This window comes from Sphingobacterium sp. GQ94, from assembly GCF_059758715.1.
Genome location: NZ_JCAXEC010000012.1, coordinates 47058 through 65337, shown reverse-complemented (window position 1 = coordinate 65337; position 18280 = coordinate 47058). Strand labels below are relative to the sequence as shown.

The following is an 18280-nucleotide window of genomic DNA, read 5'->3' as shown; positions in this document are numbered from 1 at the left end:
AATAATGAAGACAACTTTTCAAAAATCTAAAAAAGTATACATTAGCGGTACCTTATTTCCTATTCAAGTAGCAATGAGAGAAATAACGTTAAGCCCCACTAAATTAAACAAAGGAGGATTTGAAATTAATCCGCCAATCACTATTTATGACAGTTCTGGACCATATACGGATGAAAATGTTGACATAGACATTCGCTCTGGTTTACCTAGAATCCGTGAGCAGTGGATTTTAGATAGAGCTGATGTTCAGATTTTGCCTCAGATCAGCTCCTTTTATGGGAAGCAAAGATTAGAAGACACATCTCTAGACGACCTGCGATTTTCCTATAAGCATAAACCCATGAAAGCTTTAGATGAAAAAAATGTCACACAATTACATTATGCAAAAAAAGGTATTATTACTGCAGAGATGGAGTATGTAGCGATCCGGGAAACTCAACGAATAGAGCAGCTGGCTCATAGTACAAAAGGAATGAATCACCAACATGCTGGAATTAACTTTGGAGCTAAAACTCAAAAAGGATCCATCACACCTGAGTTTGTCAGAGCTGAAATTGCAGCCGGGAGAGCTATAATTCCTAACAATATTAATCATCCTGAGAGTGAGCCGATGATCATTGGTCGAAATTTCTTAGTAAAAATAAATGCAAATATTGGTAATAGTGCAGTTACGTCAACCATTGAAGAGGAAGTTGATAAGGCTGTTTGGGCATGTAAATGGGGTGCAGATACCATTATGGATCTCTCAACAGGGAAAAATATTCATGAAACAAGAGAATGGATAATTCGAAATTCACCTGTTCCAATTGGAACTGTTCCGATTTATCAAGCGCTTGAAAAAGTTAAAGGTGTGGCAGAAGACCTAACTTGGGAAATATTTAGAGATACCCTTATTGAGCAGGCTGAACAAGGTGTTTCATATTTTACAATACATGCGGGAGTTTTATTAAAGTATGTTCATTTGACAGCTCAACGCATTACAGGTATTGTTTCCAGAGGGGGATCCATTATGGCTAAATGGTGCCTATTTCACCATAAAGAGAATTTTTTATATACCCATTTCGAGGAAATCTGCTTAATCATGAAACAATATGATGTGGCATTCTCATTAGGAGATGGGTTAAGACCTGGCTCAATTGCTGACGCAAACGATGCTGCTCAATTTGCTGAGCTGGAAACATTAGGCGAATTAACAAAAATAGCTTGGAATCATGATGTACAAGTAATGATTGAAGGACCTGGACATGTACCAATGCATATGATTAAAGAAAATATGGAAAAACAATTGGAAGTTTGCCAGGAAGCTCCTTTTTATACTTTAGGTCCATTAACAACAGATATTGCACCTGGTTATGATCATATCACTTCTGCCATTGGTGCTGCTATGATAGGTTGGTATGGATGCGCAATGCTCTGCTATGTAACACCAAAAGAACATTTAGGTTTACCTAACCGTAAAGATGTTAAAGATGGTGTAATTACCTACAAAATTGCAGCACATGCGGCAGATTTAGCCAAAGGTCATCCAGGGGCACAATATCGAGATAATGCATTAAGCAAAGCCAGATTTGAATTTAGATGGGAAGATCAATTTAATTTATCGTTGGATCCTGACACCGCTAGGGAATTTCATGATGAAACGCTACCGGCCGATGGAGCTAAAGTGGCTCATTTTTGTTCGATGTGTGGTCCAAAATTCTGTTCAATGAAAATTACCCAAGAAATTAGGGAAGTTGCCGAACAGGGGATGTTAGAAATGTCAAATGAGTTCATAGAAAAAGGTAAAAACCTCTATATATGATCATTTTAATCACACCACCGGAAAATCATAAAGGGGAAACTCAAAAAATAAATGATTTCTTCCAACAGGGTTTAGAGCTACTACATATCCGAAAATATGGATATTCATTGCATGAAATGTCTAAATATATTGATGCTATTGATTCTGTTTATCATAATCGACTAGTATTACATTCAAAGCACGAGCTTGCCGAAAACTACGATGTAAAAAGGTTACATTTCAGTGAGCAGGCCCGTCTTAAATCTGCTGATACAGCTTATTCAGCAAAATATATACTATCTACTTCGACACATTCGATGAGTAATTTTAATGGATTAGGATATCAATGGCAATATTCTTTTTTGAGTCCCATGTTTCCAAGTATTTCTAAAAATGGATATGGTGACATAGACCCCTTGCACGATACGCTAACAACTCGCAAAAATTATCATACTCAATTAATCGGTTTAGGGGGGATAAATTTAAATAATGCTAAGATTTTAAAACAAAATAATGTGGATGGAGTGGCCTTAATGGGGGCGATATGGAAAAATAATGAATCTTTTATAAATTTTAAGGAATGTCTCTGAAAAGACCTTTTGTACTAAGTATCGCAGGTTTTGATCCATCGGCTGGGGCAGGTGTCTTGGCTGATATAAAGACTATGGAGCAACTCGAAGTCTATGGATTGGCTATCCTGACGGCTAATACAGTTCAGACAGAAAGTAAACTCTTTAGTATTCAGTGGACACCAATTAATGAGGTTATTTCTGCTATAGAAATATTCATGAATCAATTCCCAATTCAAGTAATTAAAATAGGTATTGTACCCGACTCAACTTATTTAATTGATATTATTAATACCATTAAACAGATAAGGGAAAAGGTAAAAATAATATGGGATCCAGTTTTGAATAGTTCCTCCGGTTTCACCTTTTTTCAATTGAATGATAGCCTCGAGTTTTCAAAAAAATTAAATCAAGTTTATCTTATTACGCCTAATCAAATGGAGTATTCATTTTTTAAGAAGTATGAGCTGTTCAAAAGTATAGATTTTAAGCACGTTGCTGTGCTCCTTAAAGGTGGACATTTGCTTAAAAACAAGGGGAGGGATACAATGTATTTTAACAATAGTGAAGTACAATTTCTTCCTGGGTCATTAGATGCAACAGCTAAACATGGTTCAGGTTGCGTGTTATCGTCTGCTATTGCGGCATATACTGCTCGAGGAAATTCATTAGAAGAGTCTTGTCAATTAGGGAAATTATATGTCGAAAAATTTTTGGCGAGTAATCACGACTTATTAGGTTATCATCATGTATAGTAAATTACAATATATATCACAAGGCGTAACTGCCTTGATGCAAGAAAAAAATATTTGCAATGCATTGCAATCTGGGGCAGATTGGATACAGTTACGTTGGAAGGAAGGAAATCAAACTGAATTCACTGATCTGGCATTTAAAATCAATGAAATTTGCAAACAACATCAGGCAACATTTATTATCAATGATCATGTGGATGTTGCCAAAAAGGTTGATGCAGACGGAGTGCATTTAGGTCTTGATGATTGTGAAATTTCTAGTGCCCGCACTATTTTAGGAAACAAAAAAATAATTGGGGCCACTGCAAACACCTTAAGGGATATTCAAAACAAGATTGCTCAAGGATGTAACTACATTGGTTTGGGACCTTTCCGATATACAAAGACAAAAAACAAATTAAGCCCCATTCTAGGAATTCAAGGATATAGAGTTTTGCTTAGTGCATTGCTGGAAAATGAAAGCCTAATTCCTATTTACGCCATTGGGGGGATAAATATAGAAGATTTAGATTCTATAAAGGCCACTGGTATATATGGAATAGCAAGTTCTTCGATGATTAACAATAATCCCTCTATTATTTCAGAAATTAAATTGAAAATGCAATGAGTACATTAAATATTGCCGATAAAAACTTTTATTCAAGGCTTTTCCTGGGTACAGGTAAGTTTGGTAATCTTGACTTGATGAATCAAACAATAATTGCCTCAGAGACTGAATTAGTGACTATGGCATTAAAGCGTCTGGATTACAAGGAGATCTCAGATAATTTTTTACATTCATTAAAAGTTCCAGGAGTGAATTTGTTACCCAATACCTCCGGAGCTAGAAATGCTAAAGAGGCTATATTGGCAGCCCAGCTAGCTCGAGAAGCATTAGAAACAAATTGGTTAAAATTAGAAATTCATCCTGATCCCAGATTTCTGATGGCTGATCCGGTAGAGACCTTAATTGCTACTGAGGAACTTGTTAAACTTGGCTTTATCGTGCTTCCTTATATTCATGCTGATCCAGTGCTCTGCAAAAGATTAGAAGATGTTGGTACTTCTGCTGTAATGCCATTGGCTGCTCCAATTGGAAGTAATAAAGGGTTAATTACGATTGACTTTTTAAAAATTATCATAGAACAAAGTGCTGTTCCGGTAATTATTGACGCTGGTTTAGGAGCACCCTCGGATGCAGCAAAAGCGATGGAGATAGGGGCTGACGCCGTGTTAGTTAATACGGCTATAGCATCCTCTGATAACCCTATTAGAATGGCAGAGGCATTTAAGGATGCAGTAATAGCCGGTAGGACAGCTTTTGAGGCTGGACTTTCCTCATCTCATTTTCATGCTAGTTCTTCAAGCCCATTAACCACATTTTTAAATGAATTGTAAAACAAAGGTGAATTCATTCAACGCTTTTTTTCAAAGATATTCTAGAGAGGACATCAAAGAAAAGATACATCAAACGACTCATAATGATGTTATTCGTACCCTAAATAAAGAAAATCGGAATCTCGATGATTTTTTGGTTTTACTCTCACCCTCTGCTGCCTTAGAATTGGAATCGATGGCTAAAATTACCCAGAGGCTTACTCAAAAAAGATTTGGAAAGACAATCCAACTTTATGCTCCTTTGTATCTGAGTAATGAGTGTCAAAATATCTGTACATATTGTGGTTTTAGTATGGATAATAAAATTAAACGTAAAACACTATCAAGCTCAGAACTGATCTTGGAGGCCATGGCTATTAAGGAAATGGGTATTAACCACGTTTTGTTGGTTAGCGGTGAAGCCAATAAATCTGTAGAGATAAACTATTTTATGAATGCAGTCAGGTTATTAAAACCTTATTTTGCTCAAATTTCTATCGAAGTACAACCACTCACAGAAGAAGAATATAAATTACTAAAAAAAGAGGGAGTACATGCCGTATTGGTTTATCAAGAAACTTACGATCCACAAGCTTATAAAAAATATCATCCCAAAGGTAAAAAATCAAATTTTGACTTCAGATTGGAAACCCCTGATAGGATAGGGAGGGCAAAACTACACAAAATAGGCTTAGGGGTTCTTTTAGGACTTGAGGATTGGCGAGTGGATAGTTTTTTTAATGCCTTACATATTGAATATCTGCAAAAGCAATATTGGAGTACAAAATATTCTGTATCCTTTCCGAGACTTCGACCCGCTATAGGGACCGAAAATTCAAAATTCATGATGCATGATAGAGACTTATTTCAACTTATTTGTGCCTATCGGCTATGGAATGAAAACATTGAAATATCTTTATCGACAAGAGAACATGAGAAATTCCGTGATCATGTGATTCCTTATGGGATTACAAGTATGAGTGCGGCCTCAAAAACGAACCCGGGAGGCTATATAGTAGATCCACAATCCTTAGAGCAATTTGAAATAAGTGATGAACGTAGTGTTCTAGCTATTCAAAATATAATTGTAGAGGCAGGTTATGATCCGATTTTTAAAGACTGGGATGTAAGTTTCTCCTTATAATAGTTAGTTATGCAAAATTATTCCTCATTTGATCGTTATAGCCGGCAGATATTTATAGAAGAAATTGGAATTGAAGGACAACAAAAGATTCTTTCATCAAAAATTTTAGTCGTTGGATTAGGTGGCTTAGGTTCACCAATTGTTCAATACCTAGCTGCTGCGGGAGTAGAACATTTGGGGATTGTGGATTATGATATTGTTGAAATTCACAATCTTAATCGACAGATCATCCATAAGGAAAAATCTGTTAAGAAAAATAAAGTTCAAAGTGCTCATAGGTACCTTAAAGAACTGAATTCTTCAGTCAAAATTAAACCAATAAATTTACGCATTGACGAAGATAATGTCGATCAGATCATCGAACCGTATGACATTATTGTTGATGGCTCAGATAATTTTAAGACCAGATATATTGTAAATGATTCGTGTATTAGGGGGAATAAACCACTGGTTTACGGAAGCATTTTTTCTTTTGAAGGGCAGATGGCCGTCTTTAATTATCAAGGAAGTAAAAATCTCCGTGATTTGTTTCCGGAGCCTCCAAACCCAGAGGACTTTCCAAATTGTGACAAAAATGGAGTTTTGGGGCCATTACCTGGAATAATTGGCAGCATGATGGCCATGCAGGTTCTTAAAATAATTACAAATCTTCCTGTGAATAGTAATCAATTAACAGTGGTTGATACTTTTGGTTGGAAATTTAATGTTTTACATTATTAAAATAATCAGCAATAAAGTGTTAGCAATTATTAGTTGAAGAAAGATAATGGATGTTTTATTGTATTTTTATATGCAAAAAGTGTGTTTAAAATACTTAAACACACTTTTTGGGGTTATTTGTGCCCGCGGCGGGAGTCGAACCCACATCGTCAGAACCGGAATCTGATATTCTATCCATTGAACTACGCAGGCGGCTCGCCAAAAATACTACTTTTATTGAGTTTTACACAAAAAACCTTGCATTTTAATGAGCGAATTTTGCAATATGTTAATCATGAGCGTGATCACTTTCAACGATGTGCATTTCAAATTGTAAATCTAGATCACTTGCTCCAGAAAATTTAAGAAAATCTTTGTTGAAGATATCTGTTTCAGTATTGATATTCTCTTTAACACCAGGATTTAAATGTCTCATAACATAGCGGAAATTAAATTTTCCTGCAAGTTTCTTAACGGTAATATATCCTGTTATTCCAACTTTAGCGCTTGTGCCATCTGTTTTTTTATCAGCATATTCTGCTGTAAAACTTCCTTCGGGCATGCCTACTAAAAATGCAAAATGTTGATCTTCTCTTTCTATAAAAGATTGTTGACTCTCACGTCCTGCAAAATCTTTGACTACCAATTCAAATCGATAAGTTTCTCCAAGTTCTAAATCTAAATGTGTGCCAACCGGTGGAAGGAATTTTTCTCCTGAAAAACTTACACTAGAAGTTTCTGCACCTTCAATATCATGATAATGGAAATGATCACCGTGTAGTTCCGCTTCTACCTGAGTGAATGACAGAGTAGCTCCACTTACTTCCTCTTGATCGATTTCAGGAGTAGGTTCGTCTTTTGAACAGGATTGTAAAAAGAAAAATGAAGTTAATAAGAAGATGATAAATATGTTAATTTTCATGGTTTTTATTGTTTTAAAATTTATAATTTATTGATAAAATAATATTTCGTCCTTGACGATGAGCATAATACCGAAAACGGTCCATATAGTCTTTATATGATTTGTTTAAGATGTTTTCAGCAGCCAAAGACATGTTGACCTTTTGTTTCCCTATTGGGATGGGATGCGTAATAAAAGCGTTAAAAAGATGGTAACTAGGTGGAGGAGAGGTATAGTCAGATTCAGACTCATAGCGACCTTGTTTGGCAACATATAGGTGAGTAAGTTTTATATAACTATTTTCAAGGCCTAAAAATGACCATTGGATGCTGTTGGAAACCCTATCGGATGGTATATATGGTAAATATTTATTTAAACTTATGTTTTTTGCTCTGACCAAACTTCCCTGAAAATTATATTTAAGGTTTTCTAGAAGTTTCCAATCGAATTGTAAATCGCTTCCAAAGAATAACGCATTATTTTGCTCATAATGAAAAACTGGAAATGTTCCTCGAATAGTCTGCTTAACTGAATCTGGATTCGGATTTGCAAATATGTAGTTGTGTATTAACTGACCGTATAGATCCAATGTAAAGGTCCAATCATCTTGTTTTTTAGTAATTGAATTCACCCATTTTATAGCTTGTTCAGCTTTAAGGTTTTGATCTCCAATTTCGTAGATTGCAGCAGAATGGTGTACTCCATCACTATATAGTTCATTTGCTGTTGGGGCTCTCCAGGCAAGTCCAATTGTAGACTTGTAATTCCATTTCGTTGACAAATTATACGATAATCCTATGGAACCAGAAATATTATGAAACCGTCGGGTGTCCGTCAATAAATAGTGTTCTGGAGCTCCTTCAGATTCTTCGCTATAACGATAACGGTAGCCCGCGGCATCAAAATAACGGTAGTCATATCGCCATCCCATTTCCATGGTAACCTTCTTTAATTGCAGTAGATGTATACCATACAATCCCAGGGAATAACTATCAAAATTTGGAATAATAGGAGTGGTTCCTGTACCAGCAGTATTGTTATTAATTTGATTACCTAACTGAAAACCAAATGTATTTTGGGTACTTTTTAGAATGAGATCTAAATTATTGCTTGTTAATATCATATCTGACATAGGAATTTCATCTGAAGTTGTTCGTCGTCTATCGAATTCTTGACGATGATTTCTTTGCCATGAATATTGTGCTTCTAATTGATAGTTTCCTTTTAGCAAATATTTATAATTGAACAATCCTAATTGGTGATTCACGTGCTGTTTTGGTGCATTAATCGAATAACTGAAATCATATTTTTCAAAGGGTTCACCATTCTCTATTCTTGCATATATGTCATCCAGATTACCAATATGAGCTCCATAAAAGACTCCTAATCGGTTGGAAAACCTACTGTAATATGCATCAAGTTTTGCCTTCTCTGAATGATATTGAAATTTTGCCGAATAATTTATCTCCTGAGCAGCTGTATTACCTAAATAGTAATTACTCGTTTTAGAGTTTCCTAATCTTTTGACCGATCCTTGAACCTTCCAACCTAATTTAGGGATGGATTTTATTCCCCCTTCCAGTTGTAAATTTCCAACTGCTCCCTTGGTGTTTGATTCTAGGAGTATATCAGATCTGCCTTTGAATTGTTTAGGATCTATATCGTCAGATTTGGCAATCAATACGCCAGCTATTGCATCAGCGCCATAACGAACAGCTTGTGCACCTTTAATTAATTCGAATTGGTTTGCAGAAAAAGGGTCAAGTTCAGGGGAATGTTCCATTCCCCATTGTTGACTTTCTTGTTTAACCCCATGATTCAATAGAATAATTCTGTTGCTATGTAATCCATTTATAACGGGTTTAGCGATTGAATGTCCTGAATGAAGGATTGAAACCCCAGGTAGCGCAGCAAATACATCTGCAAGCAGTTTCCCTTTACTTTCTTCCACCAATTCCTTATTTAAAATGCTTTTTACGGCTGTTGTTTGTTCCTGCCGGTATGCTTTAATATCAACCTTAGCTATCTTTTCAGTGAGTTCATGAAGTTGGATAACGATGCTAGAATCGGTGGTTAAATGAATAATATCTTCATAAACTTCATAGCCTAAAATTGTGACTTTTAGTTTCAGATTTTTGTGATTCTCTAGATTCTCAAACCGAAATAATCCATCCGGATTGTTTGATTTTATTGAGCCTATTCCATAGATTCTAACGTTAGCATTTGGGATAGGTAATTGTTGTTCATTTACAATCTTACCTTCCAAGGCGCTGTATGATTTTAACTGAGCAATGATGAAATGGCTATATACCAATCCAAGCACAGTTAAGAGGTACTTTAACATAAAATGTCTTCAAAATTGATTAAGGAATGCTAATTATTACGCGTTTAAACTCAGAATCAGTAGAGGAGGAGCACGAAGTCCTTTGCTGAACTTCAGTTTTAGAGTGTATGAGACTTGAGGATTGCTTAAAAGAATTAAATTGAATTCAATTTCATGATTAATACTTTCCCAAGTAAAGACATTAAAACGATTGGTGGTTTGCTGATGGAAAAGATAGCAAATGTTGCATTCTTGATCCTCTGTGCTTTTGTTATGTTGATCATCGTTTCGATGTTCATGAATACAAGCTTCCTTATAGTCACTAGAGTGATCGTGGCTATGAAATGAAATTACGGCTAATGAAAACAATACTATTGTAATCCAAAAGCTCGCTATCCACTTCTTATTTTCTCTCAGGAACCATAACATGTTTGCAAATATATAATTAATGCAATTATGTTGCAAATTAAAATATACAAAGTTGCATTTAAATATTAAGATTTAGTTAGGACCGTGGATGATATTGTGTAATAATACTCTGAAGGTAATCTTTATCTATATGTGTATAGATTTCAGTTGTACTAATGCTTTCATGACCCAACATATCTTGCACTGCTCTTAAATCAGCGCCACCTTCAACTAGATGTGAGGCAAAACTGTGTCGAAAGGTGTGCGGACTTATTTCTTTTTCTAAACCAATTATTTGGGCCAGTTCTTTGATTATGATGAAAATCATTATTCTCGACAAGGAGGATCCCCTTCTTCCCAGGAATACAAAATCTTCTTGTCCGTTTTTTACTTTTTGATGAATTCGAACGTTTTCCAAATATATTTTCAAGTATTTAATGGCTTGCTGACCTATTGGTATTAATCGTTCCTTATTTCCTTTACCTTCCACTTTTATAAATTCAACATCTAAAAATAAATTGGAAATTTTTAGATTACATAATTCTGAGACGCGTAGACCACAGCCATACAGTAATTCTAATATTGCTTTGTTGCGCATACCTTGATTACTTGATAAGTCTATGGCATTAATGAGCTGATCTATTTCCTGAATTGATAAAACGTTTGGAATTTTACGTGAAAGTCGTGGAGACTCAATTAATTCTGCTGGATTAATTTGCCAATCATATTCAATTTGTAAAAAACCAAAGAAGGTTTTAATTCCCGAGAGAAGTCTCGCTTGTGTGAATTCGGAAACCGCGAATTCGTTGATCCATAATAAAAAAAGTTGGAGAACTTTGGTATCAATCTGTTCTAGGGTGATTTGAGTTAATTCACAATAAGTTTGTAATTTTTGGATATCGTTCTGATAAGCCAATATGCTGTTTTGACTTAATCCTCTTTCCAATACTAAATATCTTTTGAAATCTTTTTTAAGTGACTCCCATTCCATGGTTTAAATATATGAAAAATAGTATGGTATGAGCATTGTTTTTTGGTGAAAAGACCTATGAATGTCCATTCAATATTCTTCCTTTTTAGTCTGAAGTGGGACCTGTTGTGTTATTTAACTGATTGGTTATTCAGTGGTATAACACTAGAAAACAAAGAAAATCTTACACATCTTTTTCTCTTCTTTGGTAAAGGCATTAATAAAATATTAAAGAATAGTCGTAGATTGGTCGACGAATTAAAAACAATAACCAACAGACAAACTTAATTTAATATTATGAATATTTTAAAACCCTTGGCATTAGCTTTTTTGCTTCCTTTTGGAACTGAATTTGCAAAAGCTGCTGTTGATATATCTGTCAATCTGCAACCTGGAGTTGTATTGAAATCAGATACCCTTTCTTGGGATAAAAAATTACCATTTGATCAAGAAGTGAAGACTGGAAAACTGGCGAATGGTTTTCAGTATTACATTCGAAAAAATACTGAACCTCAAAAAAGAGTAACTATGTTCCTGGCTGTTAAGGTTGGTTCTATTTTAGAAGATGAAAAACAACTTGGCTTAGCTCATTTTCTAGAACATATGAATTTCAACGGATTAAAACATTTCCCTAAAAATGAATTAGTGGATTATTTACAACGCGCTGGAGTTCGATTTGGTTCTGATTTAAATGCTTATACTAGCTTCGATGAAACGGTGTATCAATTACCAATTCCATCAGATGATCCAGAACTATTAAAAAATGGTCTACAAGTGATGCGTGATTGGGCACAGGATGCAATATTGGAAACCGATGAGATCAACAAAGAGCGTGGCATCGTTATGGAAGAGATGCGTGGTGGACGAGGAGCAAATCAACGGATGAGAGATCAATATCTGAAAATTATGCTCAATGGTTCTCGTTATGCAGACCGTTTACCAATCGGAACGGAAGAAATCATTATGAATTTTGATCCAGAGACTATCCGTGAGTTTCACCAAGATTGGTATCGTCCTGACCTTCAATCCATCATTGTAGTTGGTGATATTGACCCTGTCTATATTGAAAACGAGATAAAAAGGTTGTTTTCCGATATGAAAACACCAAAAAAAATAAAACCTCGCAAGGATTATAAAATTGATTTATTAAACAAAAATCAATTTATAAAAGTGACTGATCCAGAGATGACCTATACTGTTGGTCAAATTATAATTAAACATCCTGAAGAAAAAATATCGACGATTAGAGATTATCGCCGCAATCTTTTAAAAAATGTTTACAATCAAATATTAAACGCACGCTTAGGTGAACTTAGCCAGTCCGCGGCTTCTCCTTTTATGCAAGCCTCAGTAGATATTTCTGAATTTTTAGGTGGATTAGATAATCTGTCTGCCTTTTTTGTTTCTAAACCAGGAGAATTTGAAGAGGGATTTAAAGCGTTGGTTCGCGAATTGGAACGTGTTAAAAAATTCGGTTTCACTAAAACTGAATTTGATCGTGCAGTTCATGCGATTCAAAAGGGAAATGAAACTTCCTATATCGAACGTGATAAAAGAAAGTCAGACTCTTACGTGAATTCTTATCTAAATCATTTCTTGAACGATGTTACTTCAGTTGGTAGTGTGGATCGTTATAATATCACAAAACAGTTGCTTCCTAGTTTGACGCTAAAAGAAGTTGAGCAAATTGGGAAAGATTATTATGTTGATACAAATCGTGATATTTTAGTATTAGCACCTGAAGATCAAAAGGAGAATTTACCAGATGAATTGTTAGTTAATTCATGGTTCACTGATGTAGAGAAAGAGCAATTGACAGCTTATGTTGACCAAGTCTCTGAACTTCCTATGCTCTCCAAGACGCCGACCAAAGGTTCTATTAAAAAAGAAACTGCAATTGAAAAAATTGAAACAAAGGAATTAATATTAAGCAACGGAGTGAGGGTTCTGTTAAAACCAACCAATTTTAAAAATGATCAAATATTGATTAATGCCTTTAGTCCGGGTGGAACATCTTTGTATTCTGATGCAGATTTTATGTCAGCGACCTTCGCCGGAAACTTGGTCAATTCAAGTGGTATAGGTCAATTAAATACAATTGAGCTTCAAAAATACTTGACTGGTAAAAATGTAAATATCAGTCCTTATATTCAAGAACGTTCAGAAGGTTTGGTTGGAAGTACTGATAAAGAAAACCTAAAGATCGCATTTGAGATGATTTATGGCTATTTCACAGCCCCTAGGATTGAAGATGATGTCTTCCAGAGTACAATGAGTAAACAAATAAATATGTTAAAAAATAGAGATAATGATCCTAATTATGTCTATAGCTATAATATATTAAATACGCTCTATGGGGATAATATTCGAAGAATGCCTTTCTCCAAAAGTAACTTAGAGTCTGTAAGTCAATCAAAGGCATTAGAAATTTATAAGGACCGTTTTGCTGACGCTTCCGATTTTACGTTTGTTATTGTTGGATCTTTTACAGAAAATGAAATTAGACCTTATTTAGAAGGGTACTTGGCAGCATTACCTTCAGTTGGACGTACTGAAATGGCTAAAGACTTAAAAATTATTGAACCAACAAAAGGTATTCAAAAAATTGTTAATAAGGGCAAAGAAGCCAAAGCGAACGTCCGAATGACAATTTATGGTGATTATGCTTACAATGAGATCGAAAATTTAAACGTTTCAGCATTACAGAGTATTCTTTCGACCAAATTAATTGAGCGTCTGAGAGAAGAAGAAAGTGGCGTGTATGGAACCGGAGCACGTTTTAATTATTCAAAATTCCCGAATCCTCGTTATAGTTTTACAGTGTCATTCGGAACTTCAGTGGATAAATACCAATCTTTAATTAATTCAACAGTAGATGAATTGAATAAAATTAAAACAAATGGTCCACTGCAAGTTGACTTGGATAAATTCATTATTGAGCAAAGAAGGCAATTGGAGTTGCAATTGAAAGAAAATAATTTTTGGGTAGGACAAATTAGGTCTTCTTATGAAAATCAAAATGATCCAACCTTAATTACGCGTTATTTAGATGATTTACAAAAAATAACCGTTGAATCTGTTAAACAGGTTGCCAATAAATATTTAAAGGAAGAGCATATGTTTAAATTTATTCTTTTGCCTGATGAGGTCCAAAAATAATTTTTTAAAGTAATCTAAGAAAGAAAAGCTGTTTTATTTAATATAAGACAGCTTTTTTGATTTTTATTGTTTAATAAAAGGAAATAGAATACAATTAAATTGAATTTTTAACGATCTTTTATCCTAATATATTTATGCGTAAAACAATCATAGCAATCCTCTGTTAAAATCAATAAACTATCCTTTTTTTCTACCATAATTTGGTGCGCGTTACCCTGGAGTAACCATTGTTCTTTTTTAAAGAGCATGGATTGTCCTCTTTTCAACTGATAAGGTAATGCAACGGTTAATTCTTCATTATCGTAATAAAACATGCTATCTTTGGTAATTTGAAGATACAGCTGTTTACCCGTAGACTCAGGTGTAGTTTTCTTCCCTGCAAATCCTCCAGATTTTTCAACCCAACGCCAATTTCCTTCTATATTTAAATTTGCAGTGCCAATTTTTGTACTCTGACATCCGCTTAAGAATAAAATAAGTAGTATAACCAAACTTTGCTTCATAATTTTTGATTTCTTTACATGTTATAACCTTCGGTTACTTGTTTCCTAGTAACGTAGAAATGATTAGGAATGTTTCATTAATAAGTAAGAAAAATGGTTAGAAAAGACCTTCTGATTTTTTGTCTTACAATTAGCTATAAACAGAAAAATCCTTGTCAGCAATACTAACAAGGATTTTTAAATAGGAAAACAGTCTTATTTAAACCAAGCGGTAACTTCGTCTTTAGTTGGCATGATTAGTTCAAGCTTCATTTTTTTTCTCATTCCTCCTAAATCATTAAATACTTTATTTGGATTTGATTCCTTTAATGCTTCAATTGTATTGAATCCCATTTTTTGTAGTACCGGAACCCAGGCCTCAGGAATCCCTTGTTCAATATAATCGGAGATAGAAGCTACTTTTGTCACTTTTTCCGGTCGCATCTGAGGGAAGAAAAGAACTTCTTGGATTGAAGGATTATTAGTTAAGAACATTATTAAACGATCCATCCCAATACCCAATCCTGAGGTAGGTGGCATGCCAAATTCCAAGGCTCTTAAGAAGTCTTGGTCAATAAACATGGCCTCATCATCTCCTTTTTCAGAAAGACGTAACTGATCTTCAAAACGTTCCCGTTGATCAATTGGGTCATTAAGCTCGGAATAAGCATTTGCTATTTCTTTTCCACATACCATTAGCTCAAACCGTTCAGTTAATTCTGGGTTGTCTCTGTGTTTTTTCGTCAATGGAGACATTTCGATTGGATAATCGGTGATAAAGGTAGGTTGGATGAAATTACCTTCGCATTTTTCTCCAAATATTTCATCAATTAATTTTCCTTTACCCATTGTCTGGTTGACGGCAATTCCCATTTCTTTGGCAGCCTGACGCAGTTCCTCTTCAGATTTTCCGCTGATATCGAATCCTGTAAATTGTTTAATAGCATTCGTCATCGTTATACGAGGGTATGGAGCCTTAAAATCTACTTCATGTTCATTGAATTTTGATTTTGTCGTACCATTTACTGCGATTGCACAATATTCTATTAGTTTCTCGGTGAAATCCATCATCCAATTATAATCTTTGTATGCTATATAGATTTCCATAACTGTAAATTCTGGGTTGTGTGTGCGATCCATTCCTTCATTTCTGAAGTTTTTCGCAAACTCATAAACTCCATCAAAGCCACCGACAATTAATCGTTTTAGATATAGTTCATTGGCAATGCGTAAATATAGGGGTATATCTAAAGCGTTATGATGCGTATTAAAGGGTCGAGCCGAAGCCCCCCCAGGGATGGATTGCAAGATTGGAGTTTCAACCTCCATGTATCCTGAATTATTAAAGAATTCACGCATCGCCTTGAACAATTTTGTGCGTTTTACAAAAGTGTCCTTGATTTGTGAATTTACAATTAAATCTACATATCGCATGCGATAACGTAATTCTGGATCTGTGAAGGCATCGAAAGTTTTCCCTTCAGCCTCTTTAACTATTGGTAGCGGGCGTAAGGATTTAGTTAACACCTTCAATGATTGCACATGAATACTTATTTCCCCCGTTTGCGTGGTGAAAACAAAACCAGTAATCCCAATAATATCCCCAATATCTAAAAGTTTTTTAAATACTGTGTTGTATAAAGTCTTATCCTCGGTAGGGCAGATATCGTCGCGTTTAACATAAGCCTGGATTCGGCCTGTAGAGTCTTGTAGTTCAATAAAGGAAGCACTCCCCATCACTCGACGGTTCATAATACGACCTGCAAAGCTAATTGTTTTATAATTTAGTTTATCTCTTTCATAATTGGCCAAGATATCTTCTGCGGTTGCATTAATTTCAAACTCTTCAGCTGGATATGGATTGATTCCTAAATCCATCAGTCCCTGAAGATTTAGTCTACGTTGTTGTTCTTGTTCTGATAATGCAATACTCATTTTTTTTCTGATAGTAATGAAATGCAAAAGTAGGAAATTAGAACTATTTTATGACGGTATACTGTAAAAATTTGAGCTATATTGAAGAATATTTTGGAATTATCAAAGCAAATTGCAAAATTTGCTGTCCTTTGGTATAAAGAATTTCTTTCAAGAAAAAGTTATCAACAGATGTTGAATTGAAATATGATCTGTTAGTTGCTTTTGTTTGAAAAATAAATTATCTTTGCACCTCGATTGTTGAATATATAGTAATCATAAGATAAAAATGAAAAAAGATTTGCATCCATCAAACTACAGATTAGTTGTTTTTAAAGATATGTCTAATGACTATTCTTTCATCACTAAATCTTGTGTTAACACAAAAGAGTCCATTACTATGGAAGATGGCGTAGAATATCCTTTAGTGAAATTAGAAATTTCTCATACTTCACACCCATTCTACACTGGTAAAATGAAATTAGTTGATACAGCAGGACGTATCGATAAATTCCGTACGCGTTACAACAAGAAATAATTTTTTCTTATATAGAATATTTATCATCCCGATTGTGTGAACAAGTCGGGATTTTTTTGCTTAATTTTATCGCATGTCGCTAACCATTGTTTTGTTTGATAACTCAAAATGGCGCATGCATTTGCTGCCCCTATGTGCAACCCGTCCCGTTGGCAATTTAAGAGTTGGGATTTTAACACTAAATGAAAAGTGGGAGAAAATCTTCAATACTAAAGTTGTTTATCGAACCGTCGATTATCTTAGTTCAAAATTTTCGGAACTACAAGCTGAACCATTTAAGGATTCTTCAGAATTTTTGGTTATAAAAGCCAATGTATTACCTTCTGAAAAATTAATCGAGGAAATCAATAGATTGAAAGAAGGGGAGGTGCTCATGGAAGGTGACGATTGGATTGGTTTTAAAACCAATAACCCAGATATTGCTACAGAGGCCCGTATTGAAAAAATGATATCTCATAAAAGTAATGCAGTAGTTTCATTTATTAATTTCCCCCAAGACATTTTCTTACAAAATAAATCTCAATTACTTTTTGATTTTAATTTGATTTGCAGAGGGAGAACTTCTGCTCCAATCCACTACACGAACAAAATCTTTGGGGAGTGGATATTTATTGAACCAGGAGCGCAAGTTTATGGTGTTAGTCTGAATAGTTTAGATGGTCCAATCTATATTGGCAAGAATGCCATTGTTGAAGAAGGAAGTTTTCTTAGAGGATATACTGCTATCGGTGAACGAGCGAAAGTAAAAATGTGTTCTAGAATCTATTCTAACGTGAGCATTGGTCCAGGAAGTATTGTTGCTGGTGAAATAAATAATACTGTGATTTGGGGAAATAGCGCGAAAGGGCACGAAGGATATTTAGGTTGTTCAGTGATTGGTGAGGGGTGTAATTTAGGGGCCGGCACAACAAATTCAAATTTAAAAAACAATTGGGGCTCAGTGAGGTTATTTGATTATGGAATTGAAGACTATCGTGATACCCAAGAACTTAAATGCGGTTTAATTATGGGGGATTTTTCAATGTGTGGAATAAACTCTTCCTTTATGACCGGAACGGTAATTGGCGTAGCAACTCAGATTGCAATATCAAAATTTATTCCCAAATTTGTGGCTGATTTTACTTGGATGACAGATACTGTCCAAAGTACATATAATTTTGAAAAGTTTAAAAAGATGATGGAGAATAGAACAAAATCCGGCGCTATAACAAGCTCTATCGGTATTCCCATATTTAAATATATATTTGAACATACTTCCTCATTGAGAGGTAAATAAATCAAC

16 protein-coding genes and 1 tRNA gene are annotated in these 18280 nt (G+C 34.8%); 10 read left to right on the top strand and 7 right to left on the bottom strand.

Annotation, left to right across the window (positions count from 1 at the left end):
* Positions 1 to 4: 4 nt before the first annotated feature.
* The 7 genes from thiC to AC6CHH_RS11770 are packed head-to-tail and all read left to right on the top strand — an operon-like array spanning position 5 to position 6324.
* Positions 5 to 1801 carry a phosphomethylpyrimidine synthase ThiC gene (gene thiC / locus AC6CHH_RS11800; protein WP_498283065.1) on the top strand — a complete coding sequence of 599 codons (1797 nt, stop codon included), beginning with the start codon at positions 5 to 7 and terminating at the stop codon, positions 1799 to 1801.
* Positions 1798 to 2370, top strand: coding sequence for a thiamine phosphate synthase (locus AC6CHH_RS11795; protein WP_498283063.1), 573 nt, complete (start codon positions 1798 to 1800; stop codon positions 2368 to 2370). Before thiC ends, AC6CHH_RS11795 begins: the two co-directional genes overlap by 4 nt.
* A complete protein-coding gene (locus AC6CHH_RS11790) occupies positions 2361 to 3104 on the top strand; it encodes a hydroxymethylpyrimidine/phosphomethylpyrimidine kinase (RefSeq protein ID WP_498283061.1) in 744 nt (247 codons plus the stop codon). Before AC6CHH_RS11795 ends, AC6CHH_RS11790 begins: the two co-directional genes overlap by 10 nt.
* Positions 3097 to 3711: a thiamine phosphate synthase gene (gene thiE, locus AC6CHH_RS11785; protein WP_498283059.1), complete on the top strand. Its 615-nt coding sequence runs from the start codon at positions 3097 to 3099 to the stop codon at positions 3709 to 3711. The genes AC6CHH_RS11790 and thiE overlap by 8 nt, the downstream gene beginning before the upstream one ends.
* Positions 3708 to 4481: a thiazole synthase gene (locus AC6CHH_RS11780; RefSeq protein WP_498283057.1), complete on the top strand. Its 774-nt coding sequence runs from the start codon at positions 3708 to 3710 to the stop codon at positions 4479 to 4481. Before thiE ends, AC6CHH_RS11780 begins: the two co-directional genes overlap by 4 nt.
* Complete coding sequence (gene thiH / locus AC6CHH_RS11775) at positions 4471 to 5604, top strand: 2-iminoacetate synthase ThiH (protein WP_498283055.1); 1134 nt, start codon at positions 4471 to 4473, stop codon at positions 5602 to 5604. The genes AC6CHH_RS11780 and thiH overlap by 11 nt, the downstream gene beginning before the upstream one ends.
* Positions 5605 to 5613: 9 nt before the next feature.
* The gene (locus AC6CHH_RS11770; protein WP_498283053.1) at positions 5614 to 6324 is read left to right on the top strand and encodes a HesA/MoeB/ThiF family protein; all 711 of its coding nucleotides are present in this window, start codon (positions 5614 to 5616) and stop codon (positions 6322 to 6324) included.
* Positions 6325 to 6444: 120 nt separating this feature from the next.
* Here AC6CHH_RS11770 and AC6CHH_RS11765 read toward each other — a convergent pair.
* From AC6CHH_RS11765 to xerD, 5 genes are all read right to left on the bottom strand, one after another.
* Positions 6445 to 6516, bottom strand: a tRNA-Arg gene (locus AC6CHH_RS11765).
* A 76-nt stretch (positions 6517 to 6592) separates the two neighbouring features.
* Complete coding sequence (locus AC6CHH_RS11760) at positions 6593 to 7225, bottom strand: hypothetical protein (protein WP_498283051.1); 633 nt, start codon at positions 7223 to 7225, stop codon at positions 6593 to 6595.
* A gap of 13 nt (positions 7226 to 7238) precedes the next feature.
* Positions 7239 to 9548 (bottom strand): TonB-dependent receptor, encoded by a 2310-nt coding sequence (locus AC6CHH_RS11755; protein WP_498283049.1) that lies wholly within the window; start codon positions 9546 to 9548, stop codon positions 7239 to 7241.
* A gap of 36 nt (positions 9549 to 9584) precedes the next feature.
* Positions 9585 to 9956, bottom strand: coding sequence for a hypothetical protein (locus tag AC6CHH_RS11750; RefSeq protein WP_498283047.1), 372 nt, complete (start codon positions 9954 to 9956; stop codon positions 9585 to 9587).
* 76 nt (positions 9957 to 10032) lie between these two features.
* A complete protein-coding gene (xerD, locus tag AC6CHH_RS11745; RefSeq protein ID WP_498283045.1) occupies positions 10033 to 10926 on the bottom strand; it encodes a site-specific tyrosine recombinase XerD in 894 nt (297 codons plus the stop codon).
* Positions 10927 to 11202: 276 nt separating this feature from the next.
* Between xerD and AC6CHH_RS11740 the strand changes: the two genes are divergently transcribed.
* Complete coding sequence (locus AC6CHH_RS11740) at positions 11203 to 14064, top strand: M16 family metallopeptidase (RefSeq protein WP_498283043.1); 2862 nt, start codon at positions 11203 to 11205, stop codon at positions 14062 to 14064.
* 107 nt (positions 14065 to 14171) lie between these two features.
* Here AC6CHH_RS11740 and AC6CHH_RS11735 read toward each other — a convergent pair whose 3' ends face one another.
* Positions 14172 to 14567 (bottom strand): hypothetical protein, encoded by a 396-nt coding sequence (locus AC6CHH_RS11735; protein ID WP_498283041.1) that lies wholly within the window; start codon positions 14565 to 14567, stop codon positions 14172 to 14174.
* A 195-nt stretch (positions 14568 to 14762) separates the two neighbouring features.
* Positions 14763 to 16481, bottom strand: coding sequence for a lysine--tRNA ligase (gene lysS, locus AC6CHH_RS11730; protein ID WP_498283039.1), 1719 nt, complete (start codon positions 16479 to 16481; stop codon positions 14763 to 14765).
* A 268-nt stretch (positions 16482 to 16749) separates the two neighbouring features.
* Between lysS and AC6CHH_RS11725 the strand changes: the two genes are divergently transcribed.
* Both AC6CHH_RS11725 and AC6CHH_RS11720 read left to right on the top strand, forming a co-directional pair.
* Positions 16750 to 16998: a type B 50S ribosomal protein L31 gene (locus AC6CHH_RS11725; protein ID WP_498283037.1), complete on the top strand. Its 249-nt coding sequence runs from the start codon at positions 16750 to 16752 to the stop codon at positions 16996 to 16998.
* A 73-nt stretch (positions 16999 to 17071) separates the two neighbouring features.
* Positions 17072 to 18274 carry a putative sugar nucleotidyl transferase gene (locus AC6CHH_RS11720; RefSeq protein ID WP_498283035.1) on the top strand — a complete coding sequence of 401 codons (1203 nt, stop codon included), beginning with the start codon at positions 17072 to 17074 and terminating at the stop codon, positions 18272 to 18274.
* Positions 18275 to 18280: the final 6 nt, after the last annotated feature.

Excerpts from the sequence above, each read along its gene's own strand:
- thiC (WP_498283065.1), top strand. The coding sequence starts at position 5 with ATGAAGACAACTTTTCAAAAATCTAAAAAAGTATACATTAGCGGTACC.
- AC6CHH_RS11795 (WP_498283063.1), top strand. The coding sequence starts at position 1,798 with ATGATCATTTTAATCACACCACCGGAAAATCATAAAGGGGAAACTCAA.
- AC6CHH_RS11790 (WP_498283061.1), top strand. The coding sequence starts at position 2,361 with ATGTCTCTGAAAAGACCTTTTGTACTAAGTATCGCAGGTTTTGATCCA.
- thiE (WP_498283059.1), top strand. The coding sequence starts at position 3,097 with ATGTATAGTAAATTACAATATATATCACAAGGCGTAACTGCCTTGATG.
- AC6CHH_RS11780 (WP_498283057.1), top strand. The coding sequence starts at position 3,708 with ATGAGTACATTAAATATTGCCGATAAAAACTTTTATTCAAGGCTTTTC.
- thiH (WP_498283055.1), top strand. The coding sequence starts at position 4,471 with ATGAATTGTAAAACAAAGGTGAATTCATTCAACGCTTTTTTTCAAAGA.
- AC6CHH_RS11770 (WP_498283053.1), top strand. The coding sequence starts at position 5,614 with ATGCAAAATTATTCCTCATTTGATCGTTATAGCCGGCAGATATTTATA.
- AC6CHH_RS11760 (WP_498283051.1), bottom strand. The coding sequence starts at position 7,225 with ATGAAAATTAACATATTTATCATCTTCTTATTAACTTCATTTTTCTTT.
- AC6CHH_RS11755 (WP_498283049.1), bottom strand. The coding sequence starts at position 9,548 with ATGTTAAAGTACCTCTTAACTGTGCTTGGATTGGTATATAGCCATTTC.
- AC6CHH_RS11750 (WP_498283047.1), bottom strand. The coding sequence starts at position 9,956 with ATGTTATGGTTCCTGAGAGAAAATAAGAAGTGGATAGCGAGCTTTTGG.
- xerD (WP_498283045.1), bottom strand. The coding sequence starts at position 10,926 with ATGGAATGGGAGTCACTTAAAAAAGATTTCAAAAGATATTTAGTATTG.
- AC6CHH_RS11740 (WP_498283043.1), top strand. The coding sequence starts at position 11,203 with ATGAATATTTTAAAACCCTTGGCATTAGCTTTTTTGCTTCCTTTTGGA.
- AC6CHH_RS11735 (WP_498283041.1), bottom strand. The coding sequence starts at position 14,567 with ATGAAGCAAAGTTTGGTTATACTACTTATTTTATTCTTAAGCGGATGT.
- lysS (WP_498283039.1), bottom strand. The coding sequence starts at position 16,481 with ATGAGTATTGCATTATCAGAACAAGAACAACAACGTAGACTAAATCTT.
- AC6CHH_RS11725 (WP_498283037.1), top strand. The coding sequence starts at position 16,750 with ATGAAAAAAGATTTGCATCCATCAAACTACAGATTAGTTGTTTTTAAA.
- AC6CHH_RS11720 (WP_498283035.1), top strand. The coding sequence starts at position 17,072 with ATGTCGCTAACCATTGTTTTGTTTGATAACTCAAAATGGCGCATGCAT.